The organism is Pseudomonas sp. SWRI92, assembly GCF_014268685.1.
In the GTDB taxonomy this organism is placed as follows: Bacteria; Pseudomonadota; Gammaproteobacteria; order Pseudomonadales; family Pseudomonadaceae; genus Aquipseudomonas; species Aquipseudomonas marvdashtae.
Genome location: NZ_JABWQY010000026.1, coordinates 24,886 through 46,065, shown reverse-complemented (window position 1 = coordinate 46,065; position 21,180 = coordinate 24,886). Strand labels below are relative to the sequence as shown.

The 21,180-nt window shown below is 59.6% G+C and carries 14 protein-coding genes and 4 pseudogenes; 10 read left to right on the top strand and 8 right to left on the bottom strand.

The window, feature by feature from the left end:
- Nucleotides 1-116: 116 nt before the first annotated feature.
- Nucleotides 117-881: an amino acid ABC transporter ATP-binding protein gene (locus HU762_RS25575; RefSeq protein WP_186641622.1), complete on the top strand. Its 765-nt coding sequence runs from the start codon at nucleotides 117-119 to the stop codon at nucleotides 879-881.
- A gap of 353 nt (nucleotides 882-1,234) precedes the next feature.
- A pseudogene (gene serS, locus HU762_RS25570) lies at nucleotides 1,235-2,514 on the top strand (serine--tRNA ligase).
- Between the two features lie 90 nt (nucleotides 2,515-2,604).
- Here the strand turns inward: serS and HU762_RS26830 are convergent.
- Nucleotides 2,605-2,872 (bottom strand): annotated as a pseudogene (locus tag HU762_RS26830) (IS3 family transposase); the annotation flags it as partial.
- 276 nt (nucleotides 2,873-3,148) lie between these two features.
- On the opposite strand from HU762_RS26830, the gene HU762_RS25565 reads away from it, so the two are divergent.
- A complete protein-coding gene (locus HU762_RS25565) occupies nucleotides 3,149-3,397 on the top strand; it encodes a type II toxin-antitoxin system Phd/YefM family antitoxin (RefSeq protein WP_186641620.1) in 249 nt (82 codons plus the stop codon).
- Nucleotides 3,398-3,410: 13 nt separating this feature from the next.
- Entirely contained in the window at nucleotides 3,411-3,755 is a 345-nt protein-coding gene (locus tag HU762_RS25560) for a type II toxin-antitoxin system RelE/ParE family toxin (RefSeq protein ID WP_186641618.1), read from the top strand.
- Nucleotides 3,756-3,874: 119 nt separating this feature from the next.
- Here HU762_RS25560 and HU762_RS26825 read toward each other — a convergent pair.
- The 4 genes and pseudogenes from HU762_RS26825 to bamA all read right to left on the bottom strand — a co-directional run.
- Nucleotides 3,875-4,107, bottom strand: a pseudogene (locus HU762_RS26825) (IS3 family transposase); the annotation flags it as partial.
- 55 nt (nucleotides 4,108-4,162) lie between these two features.
- Nucleotides 4,163-4,741 (bottom strand): sarcosine oxidase, encoded by a 579-nt coding sequence (locus HU762_RS25555; protein ID WP_186641616.1) that lies wholly within the window; start codon nucleotides 4,739-4,741, stop codon nucleotides 4,163-4,165.
- A gap of 3 nt (nucleotides 4,742-4,744) precedes the next feature.
- Nucleotides 4,745-6,794: pseudogene (locus HU762_RS25550) on the bottom strand (2Fe-2S iron-sulfur cluster-binding protein).
- Between the two features lie 82 nt (nucleotides 6,795-6,876).
- Nucleotides 6,877-9,243: an outer membrane protein assembly factor BamA gene (bamA, locus tag HU762_RS25545; protein ID WP_186641614.1), complete on the bottom strand. Its 2,367-nt coding sequence runs from the start codon at nucleotides 9,241-9,243 to the stop codon at nucleotides 6,877-6,879.
- 224 nt (nucleotides 9,244-9,467) lie between these two features.
- Between bamA and HU762_RS25540 the strand changes: the two genes are divergently transcribed.
- The 3 genes from HU762_RS25540 to HU762_RS25530 all read left to right on the top strand — a co-directional run bounded on the left by HU762_RS25540 (nucleotide 9,468) and on the right by HU762_RS25530 (nucleotide 11,967).
- Nucleotides 9,468-10,151 (top strand): response regulator transcription factor, encoded by a 684-nt coding sequence (locus HU762_RS25540; RefSeq protein WP_186641612.1) that lies wholly within the window; start codon nucleotides 9,468-9,470, stop codon nucleotides 10,149-10,151.
- Complete coding sequence (locus HU762_RS25535) at nucleotides 10,148-11,410, top strand: ATP-binding protein (protein WP_186641610.1); 1,263 nt, start codon at nucleotides 10,148-10,150, stop codon at nucleotides 11,408-11,410. Before HU762_RS25540 ends, HU762_RS25535 begins: the two co-directional genes overlap by 4 nt.
- Nucleotides 11,411-11,517: 107 nt before the next feature.
- On the top strand, nucleotides 11,518-11,967 hold the full coding sequence (locus HU762_RS25530) for a hypothetical protein (protein WP_186641608.1): 450 nt from the start codon (nucleotides 11,518-11,520) through the stop codon (nucleotides 11,965-11,967).
- A gap of 98 nt (nucleotides 11,968-12,065) precedes the next feature.
- Here the strand turns inward: HU762_RS25530 and HU762_RS25525 are convergent, their stop codons facing one another.
- Both HU762_RS25525 and baeS read right to left on the bottom strand, forming a co-directional pair.
- The gene (locus HU762_RS25525; RefSeq protein WP_186641606.1) at nucleotides 12,066-12,749 is read right to left on the bottom strand and encodes a response regulator; all 684 of its coding nucleotides are present in this window, start codon (nucleotides 12,747-12,749) and stop codon (nucleotides 12,066-12,068) included.
- A 2-nt stretch (nucleotides 12,750-12,751) separates the two neighbouring features.
- On the bottom strand, nucleotides 12,752-14,170 hold the full coding sequence (baeS, locus tag HU762_RS25520) for a sensor histidine kinase efflux regulator BaeS (protein WP_186641604.1): 1,419 nt from the start codon (nucleotides 14,168-14,170) through the stop codon (nucleotides 12,752-12,754).
- A 112-nt stretch (nucleotides 14,171-14,282) separates the two neighbouring features.
- Here baeS and HU762_RS25515 point away from each other — a divergent pair, with 112 nt between their 5' ends.
- The 3 genes from HU762_RS25515 to HU762_RS25505 are packed head-to-tail and all read left to right on the top strand — an operon-like array spanning nucleotide 14,283 to nucleotide 20,019.
- The gene (locus HU762_RS25515) at nucleotides 14,283-15,476 is read left to right on the top strand and encodes an efflux RND transporter periplasmic adaptor subunit (RefSeq protein ID WP_186641602.1); all 1,194 of its coding nucleotides are present in this window, start codon (nucleotides 14,283-14,285) and stop codon (nucleotides 15,474-15,476) included.
- Nucleotides 15,477-15,478: 2 nt separating this feature from the next.
- Complete coding sequence (locus HU762_RS25510; protein ID WP_186641600.1) at nucleotides 15,479-18,625, top strand: efflux RND transporter permease subunit; 3,147 nt, start codon at nucleotides 15,479-15,481, stop codon at nucleotides 18,623-18,625.
- Nucleotides 18,622-20,019, top strand: coding sequence for an efflux transporter outer membrane subunit (locus HU762_RS25505; RefSeq protein ID WP_186641598.1), 1,398 nt, complete (start codon nucleotides 18,622-18,624; stop codon nucleotides 20,017-20,019). Before HU762_RS25510 ends, HU762_RS25505 begins: the two co-directional genes overlap by 4 nt.
- Before the next feature lie 134 nt (nucleotides 20,020-20,153).
- Here HU762_RS25505 and HU762_RS25500 read toward each other — a convergent pair whose 3' ends face one another.
- Nucleotides 20,154-21,152, bottom strand: coding sequence for a helix-turn-helix domain-containing protein (locus tag HU762_RS25500; protein WP_186641596.1), 999 nt, complete (start codon nucleotides 21,150-21,152; stop codon nucleotides 20,154-20,156).
- Nucleotides 21,153-21,180 lie beyond the last annotated feature (28 nt).

Below are 21,180 nucleotides of genomic sequence, written 5' to 3'. Positions count from 1 at the left end.
TGAAGGCTATGTGTTTGCCGCCCTGGTGTTCTGGATTTTCTGTTTTGGTATGTCCCGCTATTCCATGCATTTGGAACGCAAGCTGGACACTGGCCACAAGCGTTAGGAGTTCTGTAATGAGTGAAGCAATCAAACAGCCTGTGAGCCCTGAAGGCATTATTCAGATGCAGGGTGTGAACAAGTGGTACAGCCAGTTCCATGTACTAAAAGACATCAACCTGAACGTCAAACAGGGCGAGCGTATCGTTCTGTGCGGCCCTTCGGGTTCCGGCAAATCCACCACCATCCGCTGCCTCAACCGCCTGGAAGAACACCAGCAGGGCCGCATCGTGGTCGATGGCGTGGAATTGACCAACGACCTTAAGCAGATCGAAGCGATCCGCCGCGAAGTCGGCATGGTCTTCCAGCACTTCAACCTGTTCCCGCACCTGACCATATTGCAGAACTGCACCCTGGCGCCGATGTGGGTGCGCAAGATGCCCAAGCGCGAGGCCGAGGAAATCGCCATGCATTACCTGGCGCGCGTACGTATTCCAGAGCAGGCGCACAAGTATCCGGGCCAGCTCTCCGGCGGTCAGCAACAGCGCGTGGCCATCGCCCGTGCCCTGTGCATGAAGCCGAAAATCATGCTGTTCGACGAACCGACTTCGGCACTCGACCCGGAGATGGTGAAAGAGGTGCTGGACACCATGATCGGCCTGGCCGAAGACGGCATGACCATGCTGTGCGTGACCCACGAAATGGGCTTCGCCCGCACCGTAGCCAATCGCGTGATCTTTATGGATAAGGGAGAGATTGTCGAGGAAGCCTCTCCAAAGGAATTCTTTGATAATCCACAAAATAGCCGTACACGTGCGTTTCTAAGTCAAATTTTGCACTAGGGGAACTCATCTGTGAATGGGCAGGAAATTGCCCATTCTGGGAATGGTTCGTAGTACTGCTTATATTTCTTGCCAGTTATTCTACCGAAAGCTAATGGTGGTTATGAGGTTCATACGAGCATATTTATTTTGCTTCCTCGTCCAGAGGAGAGGCTAGTTCTTGGATATCGTGAAAGCAGTCGCCAAGCCGTTGAATATGCAAAGCTGAATTTTCGACAGGCGATTGGTTGTAGTAAGTGTTGTCTGAATTCTATTTAAGGAATGTTTGCCGCGTGCCGAGCAGCCGCCTGTCAGCTGGGCTCGCTTATTCACGACTGGGCTTCAAAGCCACCCTCACGCTGAGAGAAACCGATATGCTCGACTCCAAACTCTTACGCAGCCAAACCCAAGAAGTGGCGAATCGTCTGGCCTCCCGTGGCTTTAGCCTAGATGTTACGCAGATCGATCACTGGAAGCCCGTCGAAAAGCAGTGCAGGTCCGCACCGAGCAATTGCAAGCTGAGCGTAATGCCCGTTCAAAATCCATTGGGCAGGCAAAGGCTAAGGGTGAAGACGTCGCGCCCTTGATGGCTGACGTCGCGCGGGTAGCCAACGAACTTGAGTCTGGTAAAAACGAACTGGACAGCATTCAGGCGGAACTGGACGATATCGTTTTAGCCATTCCCAATATACCGGACGCCAGCGTCCCAATAGGCTCCGATGAAGAAGGCAACGTCGAGGTGCGCCGCTGGGGTGCTCCGCGTGTGTTCGACTTCGATATCAAAGATCATGTAGCGCTGGGTGAAATTAGCGGAGGGCTGGACTTTGAAGCTGCAGCCAAGCTGTCCGGCGCCCGCTTTTCCGTTTTGCATGGCCCGATGGCGCGCCTGCACCGCGCATTGGCGCAGTTCATGATCAATTTGCACACCTCACAGCATGGCTATGAGGAAACCTACATCCCCTATATGGTCCATGCGTCTGCTCTTCAGGGCACCGGCCAACTGCCGAAGTTTGAGGAAGACCTCTTCAAGATCACCCGTGAAGGTGAGGCTGACTTCTATCTGATCCCTACATCGGAAGTCCCATTGGCCAATCTGGTCGCAGGGCAGATTCTCGATGCAAAACGATTGCCCCTCAAATTTGTCGCCCATGGCCCATGTTTTCGCAGTGAGGCAGGTGCTTCTGGCCGTGACACTCGTGGCATGATCCGACAGCATCAGTTCGACAAGGTCGAAATGGTTCAGGTAGTTGAGCCGGCGAAGTCCATGGAGGCTTTGGAGGACATGACAGCTTGTGCCGAGCGGGTGTTGCAAGCGCTCGAATTGCCATACCGTGTTTTGGTTCTGTGCACCGGCGACATGGGTTTTAGCGCCGCCAAAACCTTCGACTTGGAAGTATGGGTGCCGAGCCAGGAAAAATACCGCGAGATCAGCTCTTGCTCCAACTGCGGTGACTTCCAGGCCCGTCGCATGCAAGCGCGCTGGCGTAATCCAGAAACTGGTAAGCCGGAATTGGTACACACCCTCAATGGTTCTGGGCTAGCGGTGGGGCGCACCTTGGTCGCGGTGCTGGAAAACTACCAAGAGGCGGACGGATCTATCCGTGTGCCGGAGGTGCTCAAGCCCTATATGGGCGGTATTGATAGCATTCGTTAAATGCCGATTGACTGCACGCAACTCACGGTCATGGAGTGGTGGAACCACAGCTACTCGTAGCTGCACGTCTTGGCGTGTCGGCGAGTAGCTGCTATGCCTGTGTTGGTTGATGTAGCAGCGCATAAAATCCCTCGGCCGAGTCCGTGCAGCGTCCAAGGTGGCAAAGCCTTCCAAGGGCTATAGCGGACAGCATTTCAGTGTTCTAGACAGTGATTCCGAGTATGGGTTGTCATTGCTTAGGCGGGGTTGACTGCGAGCGGGTGTGATCCCCAGCTTATCCTCGATCAAATTACCGCTAGTAACATTTGTCGCGTATCGGCGAGGGAAGATACGTGATGTCCTACGACCATACCTGGTTGGGCCTCTGATCCGCACAGCGCGTCGAGGCTGTCGGTTACGGCCTCTGTGGTGCTGTTGGCAGGCCGCTCGCAGGCCCCGGTCCGAAAGGTTGAAATAAAAATAAATATTGACGTGGCTCGTAAAATGTTTTCTGTTGTCGGTCTTGTTTTGGTCTGAATTTGGTGTACTGTAAGCGGTGTCGGGCAATTTCGCCCGGAAGGTTCTGGGTCGCGTTGACACAGAACGATCAGAGTATTGGCGTCCGGATGGACGTCGCAAAGGAGGGTTTCTGCTCATGCGAGTCGAAACAATAAGTTTCTTGAAAAAGCACGCTTCCGACCTGCCATTAGATGAGCCGCTGGTCGTCACGCAAAATGGTGTTCCTGCCTATGTTGTGGAGTCTTATGTTGACCATAAGCGCCGTGACGAAGCAGTTGCTCTTGTGAAAATGCTCGCAATCAGCTCTCGCGAGTATGCCCAAGGTAAACATTGTTCCACTGATGACCTGAAAGCCCGTTTGAGCAGGAGGTTTGCCCACAAATAATATAGGAGTCTAAATGACCAGATTCACCGTTCGTTATACTGAAATCGCTCAGCAAAGTATCGAAGACCAGATTGAATATCTGGCTGATTATCATGGGTTGCAATCTGCTTACCAGCGGGTTGATGCCGTCGTTGACATCATCACAAATAACCTCACGTCCATCCCCTTCGGTTATCCCGTTAGCCCTCAATTGAGCGAGCTGGGTGTCATGCAATATCGTGAACTTAATACAGATGGTTACCGCGTCTTCTACGAGATCTACGACGCGGATCAGACTGTCGCCGTTGGTCTGGTCTTGAGAGATAAGCAAAGCGTCGAACGGGCCCTCGTTCGCTACTGTTTGCTTAAAGCCTTCTAGCTCTGACGGTTCCCGCCATGAGCGGACTGCTAGTCTGTGTCCCGGCACTTAGTTGCCGGAATCGAATCATTCGTCATTACAACGCGTCGAGGCCGTCGACTTAGGCCTCTGCCGTGCTCCCGGTAAAATGTGGCTTCCGATGCACGATATCTGGCTTGGTCTGCCAGGCGGGGAAGGATTTGGCTTGGCGGTAAGTGGGCATACTCGGGCTGTTGCACTGGGCTACGATGGCTTGGTGCTCAATTCCGCTCAGCGCATTGCGCCGCTTAGCCCGCAAGGTGGTCGTGCGCGCATCAGCTTGCAGCTCTTGCGGCAGGGGCCAACGCTGAAAGGTCTTGAGTGATAACCCGACGATGTTGACTTGTATACCCATGACTATATGGCGACACGTCAACACACCCGGAAGGTCAAAGCAGTGAAGTGGAGTTGTAGCGGCTGCCCCCGAACTCCTCCAGCGCATCCAGCAGCGCCTCGTTGAAATATTGCTTCGAGGCGCGATCCCACAGGATATGAAACGCTGGCGCCTCCGCACTTCCCGTATGGATCAGGATCACATTGATCCGTGCCGCTGAAGTCTGCGTCACCGCCCCCGGCCTGAAGGCAGGGAAGCTGAGGTCGACCCCGCATAGCTTGGCCATCACCTGGGCAATCGCACCGCCGCTGAGTACCAGGCAGGCGTGACTGTCCTGGCGGGGCAACAGGTAGTTGCCCTGGTGGCCGAGTTCCCAGCGTGCCTCTTCATCGGCAATCCGCTGACCTTGATCCTGGAGGCTGCCCAGCAACATATATTCGGTCTGTGACAGGCGCGCCACCCAGCTGCCGTCGGCCTGGGCGGTGGCGCGGTTGGGAATGTCCGGTAGGGTGAAGCCGCGCACGGTAAGGTACTCGGCGCTGTGGCTGCCACGAAAGCCGACCCGGGGCAGGTCGGTCTGGTCCATGAGGTGGTACGGTTGCGTGATGGTCTCATGGCCTTTCAGACTGGTCATGGCTTAACCCTCCTGGCGTTGGTTGTTGGGGTCGAAGAAGGGCAGTTGCACCACTTCGGCCTGGACGAGGATGCCGCCTTCGACGAGAATCGAAATGTGCTGTCCCGGGGCGCTCTGCTCGTTACCGGCGTAGGCTAGGCCGATGATTCGGCCCAGCGTGGCGGAGTATTCGCAGGAGGTGACGTTGCCGCTGATGTCCGGGCCGTTGAGTACCAAGTGGCCTTCCAGCGGTTGCAAGCTGCCCTTGGGCAAGGTGAAGCCCACCAGCTTGCGTTTCAGCGGCTGGGCTTCGAGGATATCCACCGAGCGACGGCCGACGAAGAACGGTTTGTTCCTGCTGACCGCCCAGCCCATGTCAATTTCAGATGGGTGTGTCATCCCATCGGTATCCTGGCTGATGATCACGTGGCCTTTTTCAAGGCGGAGCAACCGCTGGGTTTCGACGCCGAAAGGTCGGATATCGAAAGACTTGCCGGCGTCCATCAACGCGTCCCAAAGTTTCACTGCGTGCCGAGCAGGGACGTGAATTTTATAGCCCAGTTCACCGACAAAACCGACTCGCATGAGACGTGCCTTGATCCCGGCAACGGTACCTTGACGCACGCCCAGATACGGGAATCCTTGTGCCGATAGATCCAGGTCGGTACAGATCTTTTCCAGAACCTTGCGTGAATCCGGCCCCGCGACATTGACTGCTGAGATCGCTGCCGTGACGTTGGCGATGTCGGCGTTCAGCCGCCATTGCGCATTCCACTTGAGCATTTGTTGGTAGATGCGATCCACGCCGCTGGTGGTGGCGGTGACATAGAAATGGTTTTCGGCGAAGCGTGCGCAAACACCATCATCAATCACCACGCCCTGTTCATTGGTCATCAGCGCGTAACGCGAGTGCCCCACCGGTTGTTTGAGAAAGGCGAAAGTGTACATGCGGTTGAGCAGTTCGGCGGCGTCCGGTCCTCTGACATCCAGGCCGCCGAGGGTCGAGACGTCGATGATGCCGACTTTGTTGCGCACGTGCTGCGCTTCGGCTTGCATGCATTTGTCGCGTTCGCTCGCCTTGCCGTAATACGCGGGACGCTGCCAGATCCCAGCCGGCATCATCCTGGCTCCGGCATCCAAGTGCCGTCTGTGCATGGGCGTCTGTCGATACGGGTCGAAAGCACGGCCGGCCACATGAGCGAGTTTTTCTACTTCGAAGGGGGGCCGGGCGGTGGAGATGCCGGTTTCGCTGACGCTACGTTGAGTCGAAGACGCCACCAGTCGCGCGGTCGCTAACGCAGAGTGACGCCCCTGCGAGGGACCCATGCCCACCGTGGAGTAGCGTTTGACCAGCTGGATGTCTCGATAGCCAATCTTGATCGCGTTGATGATGTCGCGTACTTGCAAGTCCTCATCGAAATCGACGAAGACCTTACCCTTGGGGTGGGGGAAGATCGGCCAGGGGAAATTGACCTGAGCCTCGGCCCGCATCGGCAATGGCTTGGCTGTGAGATCGAGATTGAGCGCAGTGACTATCGCGGCAGCGGCATGGATTGCATCGGCCAAGACGTTGTCCAGCGCGTGATAGCCTTGGACAGAACCGGCAACGCTCAGGTTTTTCGGCAGACCACTGATCGTGAACTCGGCCAATTGGTCATCGTAGGCGAGCTTGCCGCCAGCCTGGCTTTCCACATGCCTTTAGGCTTGTAGAACGAGCGGTAGTAGAAACCTACGGCATGAATTTGGAGAACTTGCCGAGGTAGGCATCCTTGTCGTTATCCAGCGAGCCGTTAAAGTTTTGCCCGGTAACCTCTACGTCGCTTTCCAACGGATAGGTGTCGGCCAGTACATTCGGCAGTTGCACGAGCGTGTTGGCATCCTGCCCGGCCATGGTCAATGGGCCGCGAGGGCGGTGGTATTTGAACGAGCGAGACAGCAGAAACCGTCCGTTTGCGAGCAGCGCGCTGGCGATACTGTCACCCTTGAAACCCTGGTATGGCGTGCCGTCGAAACAGAAATCAAGCGGCTGATCACGGTTGATCAAAAGGCCCATGGGCGTGGGTAGGCGGCTCATTTGGCGGTCTCCTTGACGGTAGTCCGACCGTACCTCAATTGTATGCGTTGAGATGCATCCACTCATGCTTGCATTGCTCAGCTCAAAACGTCTGCCCCAAGGAAAACTGAAACACTTGCGTATCGGCGTTATCCGGCGTTCGGACCGGAAAGGCCACGTTGACGCTCAACGGCCCCAGCGGGCTGTACCAGGTCACCCCGACGCCCACCGAACTGGCCATCTGGCTGAGGTCGAGCCCGTCACATCCTTGGGTGGTGCTCAGGTAGCACTTGTCGGAATAGACACTGCCGACGTCCCAGAACACCGAGGTGCGCAGTGACTTGTTGTCTTTGATGAAGGGCATTGGGAACAGGTATTCCACGCCGCCGGTGATAAGTATGTTGCCGCCCAGTGACTCGGTATCCCGGTCGGAGTAGTACGCCTGGCCGGCGCTGGCGTAGGTGCCGGTGGCTGGCGTGTTGCGCGGTCCGAGGGAGCCGCTCTCAAAACCGCGCACCGAGCCCTCGCCACCGGCGGTGTAGTTTTCATAGAACGGCAAGCCGTCTGTCGAGCCGTAGCTGTTGCCGTAGCCCAGTTTGGTATGCAACCGCAGCGAGGTGGCGTCGCTGACCGGCAGGAAAGCCTGCCCGGTGTAGTCAATCTTGTAGAAGCTCAGGTCGCTGCCGGGCACGGTGACCATCAGATTCAGGTTTTGCGAATGCCCGCGGGTGGCCAGCACGCCCTTGTTCAGCGTCGATTCCGACCAGCCGAGATTAGCCTTGAAATTGGTGAAATCCTTGCCTTCACGCTCGATGAAGTCGTAGATCTCGTCGGCGCTGTAGGTCCCTGGTTCGATGCTGTCATGTTGCACCGTGACGCCGAAGTTCAGCCGTGAGGTTTCATTGATTGGGTAGCCGAGAGAGGTGCCGGCGCCGTAGCTATTGATGGAATAGTACGAATAGTCGTCATCGTAGTATTCGTTGTAGTCGGTGGCGTTGTAGAACGCGTTGTAGCCCAGGCTCACACCGTCCGGCGTGAAGTAGGGATCGGTAAAGCCGATGTTGTACTTGCTTTGATAGGACGAGCGGGTCAGGCCCAGGCTGGCGTAGTTGCCGGTGCCGAGAAGGTTGTTCTGGGTGATCGAACCTCCAAGGATCAGGCCGGCGCTTTGCGAGAAGCCGACACTGGCGCTGATCGAGCCGGAAGCCTGCTCTTCGACGCTGTAGTTCACATCGACCTGGTCATCGACACCCGGCACGGCCGGCGTCTCGACGTTGACTTCCTTGAAGAAGCCCAGGCGCTCCAGGCGGGTCTTGGACTGGTCGATCAGGTAGGTCGACGCCCAGCCACCTTCCATCTGGCGCATTTCACGGCGCAGCACTTCGTCCTCGGACTTGGTGTTGCCACGGAAGTTGATGCGGTTGACGTAGGCACGCTTGCCCGGATCCACGGCGAAGGTGATGTCGACGGTATGGTCTTCATCGTGCGGCTGCGGCACGCCGTTGACGTTGGCGAAGGTGTAACCCTCGTTACCCAGGCGACGGGTGATCAGTTCAGAGGTGGTGGTCATCAGCTTGCGCGAGAACACCTGGTCCTTCTGCACCAGCAACAGCGACTTGACCTGGTCTTCAGGAACCTTCAGGTCACCACTGAGCTTGACGTCACGAACGGTATACTTCTCGCCTTCGTTGACGTTGACGGTGATGTAGACGTGCTTCTTGTCTGGGGTGATGGACACCTGGGTCGAAGCGATGTCCATGTTGATGTAGCCGCGGTCCAGGTAGTAGGAACGCAGGCGTTCCAGGTCACCGGAGAGTTTTTCACGGGCGTACTTGTCGTCGTTCTTGAAGAATGACAACCAGTTTGTGGTCTTGAGGGTGAATTGATCGGTCAATTCTTGCGTGGCGAAGACGGTATTGCCCACCACGTTGATGTGCTGGATAGCCGCCACGGTGCCTTCGTTGATGTTGATCTTCAGGCCGACGCGGTTGCGCGGCTGCGGCACCACTTCGGTGTCGACGGTGGCCGAGTAGCGGCCCTGGGCAACGTACTGGCGTTGCAGCTCGTTGCGCACACCTTCGAGGGTGGCGCGCTGGAATATCTCGCCTTCGGCCAGGCCGGATTGCTTGAGGCCTTTCATCAGGTCTTCAGTGGAGATCGCCTTGTTGCCTTCGATCTCGATACTGGCGACCGACGGGCGCTCGACTACAGTGATCACCAAGACATTAGCGTCATGCCCGAGTTGGATGTCCTGGAAAAAACCGGTCTTGAACAACGCACGGGTAGACTCCACCAGACGCCGCTCATCTGCTTGGTCACCTACATTCAAGGGCAAGGCACCGAACACGCTGCCGGCGGAAACGCGCTGAAGGCCATTGATACGGATGTCGGAAATTTTGAAGCCTTGAGCGTGTGCAAATGTGGCATTGAGCAGCAGTGCAGCCGAGCAGAGCAGGCGCGAAAAATTCATCAAGATCTTATCCAGGACACATCGACAAGCAGCGTAGGCGGGCGCGGATATCTCAAAGCAAGACAAGTCACCGCGCAGCGAGCAGGCTGGTGGAAATGCAGCATAAAAGCTCGGTGCGTTTGGTGCGGTTAACCCAGTGTCAAGTTAGGTAAAGGTTGGCCTGTGGCGATGACGCTGTGCCATGCAATGGCGATAATGCACCGTCTCCCACTCAAGAGCGTCCCATGATTCGCGTATTGCTTGTCGACGATGACCAGGAACTGACTGGAATGCTCAGCCAATACCTTGAGCGTGAAGGTTTTGAGGCGACGGCCGTGCACAGCGGCGAGGAGGGCGAAGTCCAGGCGCTTTCCGGTCGCTACAGCATCGTGGTGCTGGACGTGATGCTGCCAGGGTTATCGGGTATAGAGGTGCTCAGGCGCATTCGGGCGGTGAACCAGGTGCCCGTGGTGTTGCTGACGGCCCGTGGCGACAACATCGACAAGATCACCGGCCTGGAACTGGGTGCCGATGACTATGTGCCCAAGCCCAGCTCACCAGGGGAGCTGGTGGCGCGTCTACGGGCCATCATGCGCCGGGTGCGGCCGGCGGATCTGCCCATCGGCGAAGTGATCAGGACCGGCCCCCTGGTCCTGTGGCCCGGCAAGCGCCAGGCCCAATGGCTTGGACGCGAGCTGGCGGTGACCAGCACCGAGTTCAGCCTGCTCGAAGAGCTGGCCCGTTGTGCCGGGCAGGTGGTGAGCAAACAGGACTTGTCCCTCAATGCCTTGGGCTGTCCTTTGACCCGCTACGACCGGCGTATCGACGTGCACATTAGCAGTATCCGCCACAAGCTCGGGCCGCGACCCGATGCGAAGGCCTGGATCCAGAGCGTGCGGGGCCTCGGTTACCTGCTGATCGCCGAATGATTAAGCCCAGCCGGCTGTTCTGGAAACTGTTCCTGGCGTTCTGGCTCGCCACCAGCCTGACGTTTCTGGTCGGGTTGGGTCTCTTGGTCATGGGCAGTTCCAGGCCGGGCGATCCTCATCTGGAAACGGTCCTTGCCACAGAAGAGCAGTTATTGCGACAGTTTGGCATCGAGTCGGGCCGGCAACTGCTGGCGGTGTGGGAGCATCCGGATGACCAGGCCGTTGGCGTCTACGACCATGCAGGTCAGCTGTTGGCCGGAACGCCGGTGCCGCAACCAGCCTACGAGCGATCGGTCATCAGCAAGGACGGCATCGCGCTGTCACTTAGATCCACCCATGCCCTGGGCAAAGAAGGCGACAGGGGGCCGAGCCACTGGACGCCGTTGATCATCGGCACGGTCATGAGTGCGCTGTTCAGCGGCTATATGGCCTTCTACCTGGCATGGCCGCTGGCCTATCTTCGGCGCGCCATGAGTGACGTGGCCCAGGGGCGCTTCGAAACCCGAGTCAAGCCGATCATGGGGGACCGACGTGATGAAATCGTCGATCTGGCCGAAGACTGCGACCGAATGGCCAACCAGCTGAAGCTGTTGGTAGAAGCTCAGCAACACTTGCTGCACGACATCTCCCACGAATTGCGCTCGCCTTTGACCCGCATGCAAGCGGCCATCGGGCTGCTGCAACAAGATCCGGCTCGCCTGGAAATGGTGGAGCGCATCGACCGTGAGTCGGTGCGCATGGACACGTTGATCGAGGCGTTGTTGACCCTGGCGCGCCTGCAGGGGCGACCAGAGAGTATCGAGCGCGAGCCAGTCGATGTTGTCGAGTTGCTGGCGGTGATCGTCGAGGACGCTCGATTCGAAGCGCAAATGAAAGGGTGCCAGGTCAGCTTGCAGGCGTGCCCGGCCTTTGTCAGTCGGGTCAGCGGCGAGCTGTTGTATCGGTGTTTCGAAAATGTCATTCGAAACGCGGTGCGCCATACCCGGCCAAACACTACGGTGGCGGTCGTGGTCGAGGCCGATGGTGACGCAGACGGCCTGGTGGTGCAGATCAGCGATCAGGGCCCGGGTGTTGAACATTTGCGTCTACAAAGCATTTTCAACCCGTTCGAAAGGGGCTTGAACGAAGCCAGCACTGGCTTCGGCCTGGGCTTGGCCATTGCCTCAAGGGCCGTGGAGATACACGGCGGCACCATACAGGCGCGCAACGAGCCGTCCGGTGGGCTGACCGTGGAAATCAACTTGCCCCGGCGGGCATGATCTTTACGCGATATTACATTGGCTTGACGGCCCTGTACGCCCAGCCGCAGTAGACTTCCGGCTCAAATTTACTCAGCAGTTGCTGTTGTTCCGGCATGGAGGTGGTCATGTTTCTCGTCCATAAGAAGGGCTTTGTTCCAGGCAAGAAAATGGTCGATGGGCTGGTGCCTTATGATTTCTTTTGCGAAGACAACCCGGCCATCAACCTGTTTGTCTTCACCGGCTCTACCACCCGGGACAAAGCCATCGAGGAACAGACGCTCTGGGGCTTTACCCGTCTGGAGCGATTTGAGGCGCTGACCGGCACCCTGGAGTCGAACAAGAAGAACGACGGCTGGTTTCAAACGGTCAACGTGCTCACCGGCCCTGCCCACAATGGTACTCAAGGTGTGAAATTCCAGCGGGTGCTGAGAATCATTAAGCACGCCGATGCATCGGGTCGGATCGCCAGCAAGATCGACTACGAAATCCAGACGGACGAAGGCGACACCTACTTCACCCGTCGGCCTACTATCGGAGGCAGTGCTCAAACCATTATCTACTCAGCGGATCAATAGGCTCGACCGCCCGGTGCATCTACGGCGTCGATCTATCGCCCATCGCGAGCCTGCTCGCGATGACGGCGGCACAGCCAACATCCACCGCAAACTGGCCCTCAGGCGTCGGCAAGCTGAAACCGATAACCCACGCCATACAACGACTCGATCGGCTGTTCACCTGGGCAAACCTGTTCAAGCTTGCGCCGCAAATTACGGATATGGCTGTCAACCGTACGATCGGTAACCACCCGATGATCGGAATAGATCCGGTCGAGCAATTGATCCCGGGAAAACACCCGCCCCGGGGACTGGGCCAGCGTGCTTAGCAGGCGCAGTTCCAAGGGCGTCAGGTCCAGGGCGACGCCATCGAGTGACGCCTGGTAGCTGTCTTCATCAATCAGCAGGCGGGCTGGCGCGGTGACGAGCAGTTGCGGGCTGCGCCGCAGGATCGCCTTGACCCTGGCCACCACTTCACGCGGGCTGAAGGGTTTGCAAATGTAGTCGTCGGCCCCCAGGTCCAGCCCGAGCAGGCGATCGACTTCCTCCACGCGGGCAGTGATCATGATGATCGGCACGGCGCTGAAGCTGCGCAGCTCCTGGCACACTTGCAGGCCGTCGCGCCCCGGCAGCATCAGGTCGAGCAGGATCAACCGCGGCTCGCTGGCCCGTACCGCCGGCACCACTTGGAGGCCATTGTCCAGGCACTGGGTCGCGTAGCCGGCGGCGATCAGGTAGTCGCGCATCAATGCGGCCAGCTTGGGTTCGTCTTCGACGATAAGGATTGGGCTGTCAGGGGGCATGTTCAGGCGTTCCGTGGCAGGCGCAGGGTCAGCCAAAGGCCGCCCAAAGGCGAGTGATCGGCGCTGAGGCCGCCGCCATGTGCCAGGGCGATGCTGTGACAGATGGCCAGTCCCAGGCCGGCGCCGCCACTGGCGCGATTGCGTGAGGTTTCACCGCGGTAAAAACGCTCGAACAGTCGCGGTAGTTGATCTGCATCGACCCCGGGGCCGGAGTCGAGAAAGTCGATGCGCACGACGTCGTCCTCGCTGGCGGCACGAATGTGCAACACGCCACCCTCGTCGGTATAACGCACGGCATTTTCCAACAGGTTGCTGAACAGCTGCTGTAAGCGTTTGGGGTCGGCTTCCAACCGTAGCGGCGTTGTCGGCAGTTCCAGCTCCAAACGCAGATGCCGGGCATTGCAGCGCTCCTGGAACATCGCCACGCAATCGCCCAGCAAGTCGTTGAGATCGCATTCGCTCTTGCGGTAGGTCAGCGCGCCGACATCGGCCAGGGACAGTTCGTAGAGATCATCCACCAGCTTGCTGAGCATGCTGACTTCGCCTTGCAGCGACTTCATCGAGGACGGGTCGAGGGTGCGGACGCCGTCTTCGATGGCTTCCAGCTCACCGCGCAATACCGACAACGGGGTGCGCAGTTCGTGGGACACATCGGCCATGAACTCCCGGCGCATTTTTTCGTTGCGTTCCAGGGTATATGCCAGCTGGTTGAAGTCTCGGGCCAACTGACCGACTTCGTCATTGGAGGCCACCGACACGCGGTTGCTGTATTCCCCGGCGGCCAAGCGGTGCGTGGCGGCGGCCACCCGCTTGACCGGGTCAAGCAGGGTACGGGCGATCCACCAGGCAATCAGCATCGCCAACAGCAACGAGAGCACGCCCACGGCCAGGCTAGTGCGCACCAGATACTGACGAAAGCGCTCACCGCCGGCTTCGGTCACGTTCTGGAACGGTGTCACCGCCAGCCAGCCGACGGTTTTCCCCGCGACCTCGATCGGGCGCATCAGGGCGTCGTCGTCAATGGCCGAATAGCCCATGACCAATTGCTTTCGTTGGTCGAGCAGGGCGATGCGAAACACCGCGCCGGTCAGATCGGACATCGACATGGGTGGCCGTTCCGGGTAGGTGGTGTTTTCCACCGGCTCCGGGCGTAGCAGTTCGAACCAGCGATCGGGCTTGTTGCGCAGGAACTCCCAATTGCCTTCGCGCTCGTAGGCGCTGGCCAGGCGAGGCAATACCGGCGTCATGCGCAGCAGGGCCTGTTCGTTGAGGTAGTCGAGAAAGCCTTTGCCAAAGCTCCAGCCGTTGGCCACCCCCATGCTCAGGATGACGAACAGTACGCTTGCCAGCACTGCGATAAACAGCTTGGTGGAGATGCTCAGTTTCATGGGCTCGGGCAGGTCGGTGAATGGCCCGTCCATTTAGGCCCTGGTGTGAGGAAGATTCAAGGGCGGCGGGCAATCTTCAATTTTCCTGCACATTTGCCTCGCAGTATGGCGCCTGGCTTGAACCATCCGTCTTGCAGAGGCATTTATGTCGACCAAATTATTCGCCAAATCCCTGGTGACCAGCGCCGTGCTGGTGTTCCTGATCGTTCTGTTCCTGTTGGGCGGTTGCTCCGGTGAATCGGCGCCGGTTGTCGAACCGCCCAAGGTCTCCGTGATCACTGTGCAGCCGCAAAGCCAGGCGCTGACCACGGAACTGGCCGGGCGTACCCAGGCGTTCATGGTCGCCGAGATACGCCCGCAGGTCGGCGGTATCGTTCAGCAGCGCCTGTTTGTCGAAGGGGCCGAGGTCAAGGCCGGGCAGGCGCTGTATCAACTGGATGCTTCCTCTTACAAGGCCGCATTGGCTGAGGCCCAGGCGAACCTCGCCAAGGCACGCGCCACCTTGAAGTCGGCCCAGGCCACGGCCAAGCGTGACGCCCAGTTGGTAAAGATCGATGCCATCAGCCAGCAGGACAACGAGGATGCCCAGGCCAGCCTGCTGACCGCCGAAGCGGAAGTGCAAGTGGCCCAGGCCGATGTCGACACCGCACGCATCAACCTGGCGTATACCCGCATCAGTTCCCCCGTCAGTGGGCGCATCGAAACCTCGACGGTCACGCCCGGCGCGCTGGTGGTGGCCAACCAGGACAGCGCACTGACCACCGTGCAACAGTTGGACCCGATGTATGTAGACGTCACCCAGTCGACCACCGAACTGTTGCGCCTCAAGCGCGACCTGGCCAGCGGTGTGCTGCAGAGCAATGGCGAAGGTGAAGCGCGGATCAGCCTCAAGCTCGATGACGGCAGCACCTACGCCCATGAAGGTCGCTTGAAGTTCAGTGGGGTCAGCGTCAATGAGGGCACGGGCACGGTGACCCTGCGGGCGCAAATCGCCAACCCGGACCGACTGTTGCTACCGGGCATGTACGTGCGAGCGGTGCTGGAGCAGGCGCGGGATGACAAGGCCATCCTGATTCCACAGAAGGCGGTGACCCGCAGCGCCAGCGGCGCGACTTCGGTGTTGGTGGTGGTCAATGGCAAGGTCGAGCAGCGCATGCTGACCATCGACCGCGCCGTGGATAACCAGTGGTGGGTCACCGCGGGGCTGAACGCGGGAGACCAGGTGATTGTCGAGGGCGGGCAGAAGGTCCGGGTCGGTGAAACCGTCGTGGCACAGAATACCGGTACCCGCAGCCGTACGCAGAAAGCGACGCCTGTTGCCATTGCGCAGGAGGGTTGAAGATGGCGCGCTTCTTTATCGACCGACCGATTTTCGCCTGGGTCATCGCCATCGTCATCATGCTCGCTGGCGCCTTGTCCATCAGCCAGTTGCCCCTGGAACAGTACCCGGACATCGCGCCGCCGACGGTGCGTATTTCCGCAACCTACACCGGCGCCTCGGCCAAGACCGTGGAAGACTCGGTGACCCAGGTCATCGAACAGCAAATGAAGGGCCTGGACAACCTGACCTACATGTCGGCCTCCAGCAGCTCTGATGGCAGCGCCAGCATCAGCCTGACCTTCACCGCCGGCACCAACCCGGACGTGGCCCAGATGCAGGTGCAGAACAAGCTGCAACAGGCCGAGTCGAGGCTGCCGCAGTCGGTGCAAAGCGAGGGCCTGACCGTGACCAAGGGCGGTTCGGACTTCCTGATGATTGCCGCCCTGGCCTCCGACAATCCGAGCGTCACCGGCACGCAGATCGGCGATTACATTTCCAGCACCTTGCTCGATTCCATCAGCCGCATCGACGGTGTCGGCGATGTGCAGACATTGGGCTCCGGCTATGCCATGCGCATCTGGCTGGACCCGGCCCTGCTGGAAAAATACGCGCTGATGCCCTCGGATGTCAGCACCGCCCTGGAGGCGCAGAACACCGAGGTTTCTGCCGGTCAACTCGGCGCCATGCCGGCGGTGAAAGGTCAGCAGTTGAACGCCACCATCAGCGCCCGCAGCAAGCTGCAAACCGTCGAGGAGTTTCGCAATGTGGTGGTCAAGTCCACCAGCGACGGTGCGGTGGTGCTGCTTGCGGATGTTGCGCGGGTTGAACTGGGCAGTGAAAGCTACGATGTCAGCTCTGCCCTCAACGGCAAACCCGCTGCCGCCATGGGCGTCCAGCTCGCCGCCGGGGCCAACGCCCTGAACGTCGGTGAGGCGGTGAAGGCCAAGTTCAAGGAACTGGAGCCGTTCTATCCGACGGAGATGCAACTCAAAAACGTGATTGCCTACGACACCACGCCCTTTGTCAGCCTGTCCATCGAAGAAGTGGTCAAGTCACTGGGCGAGGCGATTGTCCTGGTGGTGCTGATCATGTTCCTTTTCCTGCAGAACGTGCGGGCCACGTTGATCCCCGCGATCACGGTGCCGGTGGTGCTGCTGGGGACATTCGGCGTGCTGGCGCTGTTCGGTTATTCGATCAACACCCTGACCATGTTCGCCATGGTCCTGGCCATCGGCCTGTTGGTGGACGACGCGATTGTGGTGGTAGAGAACGTCGAGCGGGTGATGGCCGAGCAGGGGCTGTCGGCCCTGGACGCCACGCGCCAGTCGATGGATGAAATCACCAGCGCCCTGGTCGGCATCGCCCTGGTGCTCAGTGCGGTGTTCATTCCCATGGCGTTCTTTGGCGGCTCCACAGGCGTGATCTACCGGCAGTTTTCGGTCACCATCGTCTCGGCCATGGTGCTCTCGGTACTCGTCGCCATGACGCTGACGCCGGCCTTGTGCGCGACCCTGCTCAAGCCGTCCGATGGTCAGGGCCATGGCGCTCAACGCGGATTTTTCGGCTGGTTCAACCGCACGTTCGAGCGTGCTGCCGAGGCCTATAAGCGCCAGGTGGGGGGCATTTTGCAGCGCGGGCGCGTCGGCTGGCTGGTGTATGGGCTGGTGCTGCTGGTGATGGCCGCCGGTTATTTCAGCTTGCCGACTTCGTTCCTGCCTGACGAAGACCAGGGCATTCTCATGGCCCAGGTGCAGTTGCCCGTCGGGGGCACGGACAGCCGCACGCAAGCGGTGGTCAAGCAGTTCGAAAGCTACCTGCTCGAACAGCCGGAAGTCGAAGCGCTGATCAGCATTTCCGGCCTGGGCATGAACGGCAACAGCCAGAACAGCGCCCGTGCATTTATCCGGCTCAAGGACTGGAGCGAGCGCACGGGGGCGGGGCAGGATGCGGCGTCCTTCGCCCAGCGCGCGACCATGGCGCTGTCGAGCATCGGCGATGCCAATGTGTTCGTCATGCAACCGCCGGCCGTGCGCGGCCTGGGACAGACGTCCGGCTTCGACCTGCAACTCAAGGACCTTGCCGGCCTGGGGCATGACACGCTGGTGGCGGCGCGGGAAAAACTCATCGAGCTGGCCAACCAGGATCCTCGCTTGATCGGGGTTCGCAGCAATGGCCTGGACGACGCACCGCAGCTCAAGGTCAGCATCGATGATCGCAAGGCCGGGGCCTTGAGCCTGAGCACCAGCGACATCAACACCACGCTGTCCACGGCGTTGGGCGGCACTTACGTCAATGACTTCCTCAACCAGGGGCGCGTGAAGAAGGTCTACGTCCAGGGCGAGGCTGCGGCGCGGATGCAGGCGGCTGACCTGGAGCACTGGTTCGTGCGCAACAGCAACGATGAGATGGTGCCGTTTTCCTCGTTCGCCAGCAGTTCCTGGAGCTACGGCTCGCCGTTGCTGGAACGCTACAACGGCAATGCCTCGCTGGAGGTGGTTGGCGATCCGGCGCCCGGCGTCAGTTCCGGGGACGCCATGGATGCGGTGGAAGCGCTGGTCAAGCAATTGCCGGAGGGCATCGGCTACGAGTGGACCGGGCAGTCCTATCAGTTGCGCCTTTCCGGTTCGCAGGCGCCGTTGCTGTACGGGATTTCGGTGCTGTTCGTGTTCCTCTGTCTCGCTGCGCTCTATGAAAGTTGGTCGGTGCCTTTCTCGGTGATGCTGGTGGTGCCGTTGGGGGTGGTGGGCGCGGTGCTGGCCACGCGTGTCAGTGGCTTGAGCAATGACGTGTACTTTCAGGTCGGGCTGTTGACCACCGTTGGGTTGGCCGCCAAGAACGCCATTCTGATCGTCGAGTTCGCCAAGCACCTGCAGGAGCAGGGCAACAGCTTGCGCGAGGCGACGCTGATCGCCGTGCGCCAACGCTTGCGGCCGATTCTCATGACATCCCTGGCCTTCATGTTCGGCGTATTGCCCCTGGCCCTGAGTAGCGGTGCCGGTTCCGCCGGACGCCAGGCCATTGGTACCGGTGTGCTGGGCGGCATGTTGTCCGCCACGGTGCTGGGGATTTTTTTCGTCCCTTTGTTTTTCGTGCAGATTCGCCGGCGTTTCGGCCGCGTTTCCACGGCTTCGACCTCTGTTCCATCCGCCCAGTCAGGTGACGCATGATCAAGTTCCGCTGGCCATTGCTGGCCATCCTCACGCTGCTCGGTGGCTGCATGAATCTGGCGCCGCAGTATGAGCGCCCTGAGGCGCCAGTCTCCGAGCAGTGGCTGCCGGTCGCCAGCACGCCCAAGGGCGAGGTGAGTGCCGACATCGAGTGGCAAAACTTTTTCACCGACAGCCGCCTGGCGCGCTTGCAGTCCCTGGCGCTGAGCAACAACCGCGACCTGCGCCTGGCGGTCCTGAACGTTGAAAAGGCCCAGGCGCAATACCGCATCCAGCGCGCCGAGTCCTTGCCTTCGATTGATGCCAGTGTCAGTGGCACTCACGGTCGCACGCCCGGCTCGTTGTCCAACACGGGCTCGGCGGCGACTACCCATGACTACAGTGCGCAACTGGGTTTTAGCAGTTATGAAGTGGATCTGTTTGGACGGGTACAGAACCTTCAGGACGAAGCCCTGGAAGACTATCTGTCCCTGACCGAAACCCGACGCAGCACGCAGATCAGCCTGGTGGCCGAAGTGGCCACCGCCTGGCTGACCCTGGCGGCCGACAACGAGCGCCTGCACCTGGCCCAGGAGACCTTGCGCAGCCAGCAGGCGACCTACGAACTGACCCAACGCAGCCACGCCTTGGGCGGCTCCTCCGGTCTGTCCGTGGCCCAGGCGCAAACCACCGTGGAGTCGGCGCGGGTCGACGCGGCGGCGTATGAAAGCCAGATCCTGCAGGATCGCAACGCACTGCGCTTGCTGGTGGGCAGCGACATTCCCGAAGAGTTGTTGCCGGGCGAGTACCTGGAATCGGCCGCGGCGCTGGTGCAGGTGCCGGCAGAGCTGCCTTCCAGTCTGTTACAACGACGCCCCGATGTGCTGGCCGCCGAGCACACGCTCAAGTCGGCCAATATCGACATCGGCGCGGCCCGTGCGGCGTTCTTTCCCAGCATCAGCCTGACGGCCAATGCCGGTTCCTCAAGCTCGGCCTTGTCCGGCCTGTTCAAGTCCGGCAGCGGCGCCTGGACGTTCGCCCCGAGCATCAGCCTGCCGATCTTCGATGCCGGCAGTAACCGCGCGACGCTGGACTCGGCCAAGACCGAGCGCGAGATCCAGGTGCAGACCTACCAGCAAACACTGCAGAGCGCCTTCAAGGAAGTGGCCGATGCCCTGGCGGAGCGCAGCACCCTGGATCGCCGTATCGAGGCCCAACAGGCGTTGACCGACGCCAGTCGCAAGAGCTTTGAACTCTCCGACGCGTTATACCGTGGCGGTTCCCAGAGCTATCTCGAAGCCCTCGACGCCCAGCGTTCCCTGTACAGCGCGCAACAGGACCTGATCACCCTGCGCCTGACCGAGCAGAGCAACCGCGTGACGTTGTACAAGGTGATAGGCGGCGGCTGGAATTAAGGAGTCTCTCTGCGGGAGCGAGCCTGCTCGCGAAGGCGGCACATTCAACATCCCTGCAAACTGACCCACCGCCATCGCGAGCAAGCTCAGCTCCCACAGGGGATATCGTGAACCCAGATGAATTGGAACCAGGCTCAAGCCGCCGTCGATTTCTCTCGGCTGTCGCTCGCGGTGTCACGAAATAGCCGAGGCGACATGCCGAACGTCGATTTGAAATGCCGGCTGAAGTGGGAACTGCTGCCATAGCCCCAGGCGTAGGCGATCTCGGTGAGCGAGCGATGGGCGTGTTCCCGGCTGCGCAGGTCCTCAGCGCAGCGGGCCAGGCGCCGCTGCCAGATGTATTCGCTGACACTGCATCCCAGTTCATCCTGGAAGGCGCGGTGCAGGCTGCGTACCGAGCACTGTTCGGCGTTGGCGATGCGTTCGATGGTCAGGTCGCGGTCGGCCAGGTGGCGCTCGATGTACGCCTTGAGGCGGTTCTGCTTGAAGAAGCGGAAGTCGTGTTCGAGTTGCTTTTCTTCCTGTTTGTTCTTCAGCGCGTTATCCAGCAGCCCGGTGATGCTGTCGCCGATCAGCCCGGCCGAATGGTTGTTCAGCAAAGGGTATTGGTTGTAGGCATCGCTGATCAGGTGCATGAGCATCCGCCCCAGTCCATTGCGGCCATTAAGATGCATGTCGCCGGTTTGCGTAAGCTGCCCGGATGCCCCCTGGAATAACAGAATGAAGTGTTCGCAACCTTGCGTGCTGGTCACGTTGAAAGGTTTGCCGCAGTCGACCAGGAGCATTTCGTCAGGGGCCAGCACGCTGCTTTGCTGGCCCTGCTCGAAATGACTGACGCCAGCCACCTGCATGATCAACATGCGCGGCGTGTCGAGGGCGTCGATCGCTTTGCTCAGGTGGCGCGAATACCGATGGGCGCTGGCGGTCATTCGACAGAATCGCAACTGGCCCAGGTCCCCGTACTCCAGCCGACCCTGGAAGTTGCTGTCATGCAACGGATCTATGAATGTCGATTCCAGCCGTTTTATGTAATCCGGCGTGCGCCCCAGGTGATCGCTCATGAACTCTTTCCATTTCATCAGACGGTCGGCGCGAACGACCTGATCGGTGGACACGCAGGCTAAATGGTTCATTTTTCGCCTCTGTTTATTATTTTTTTCT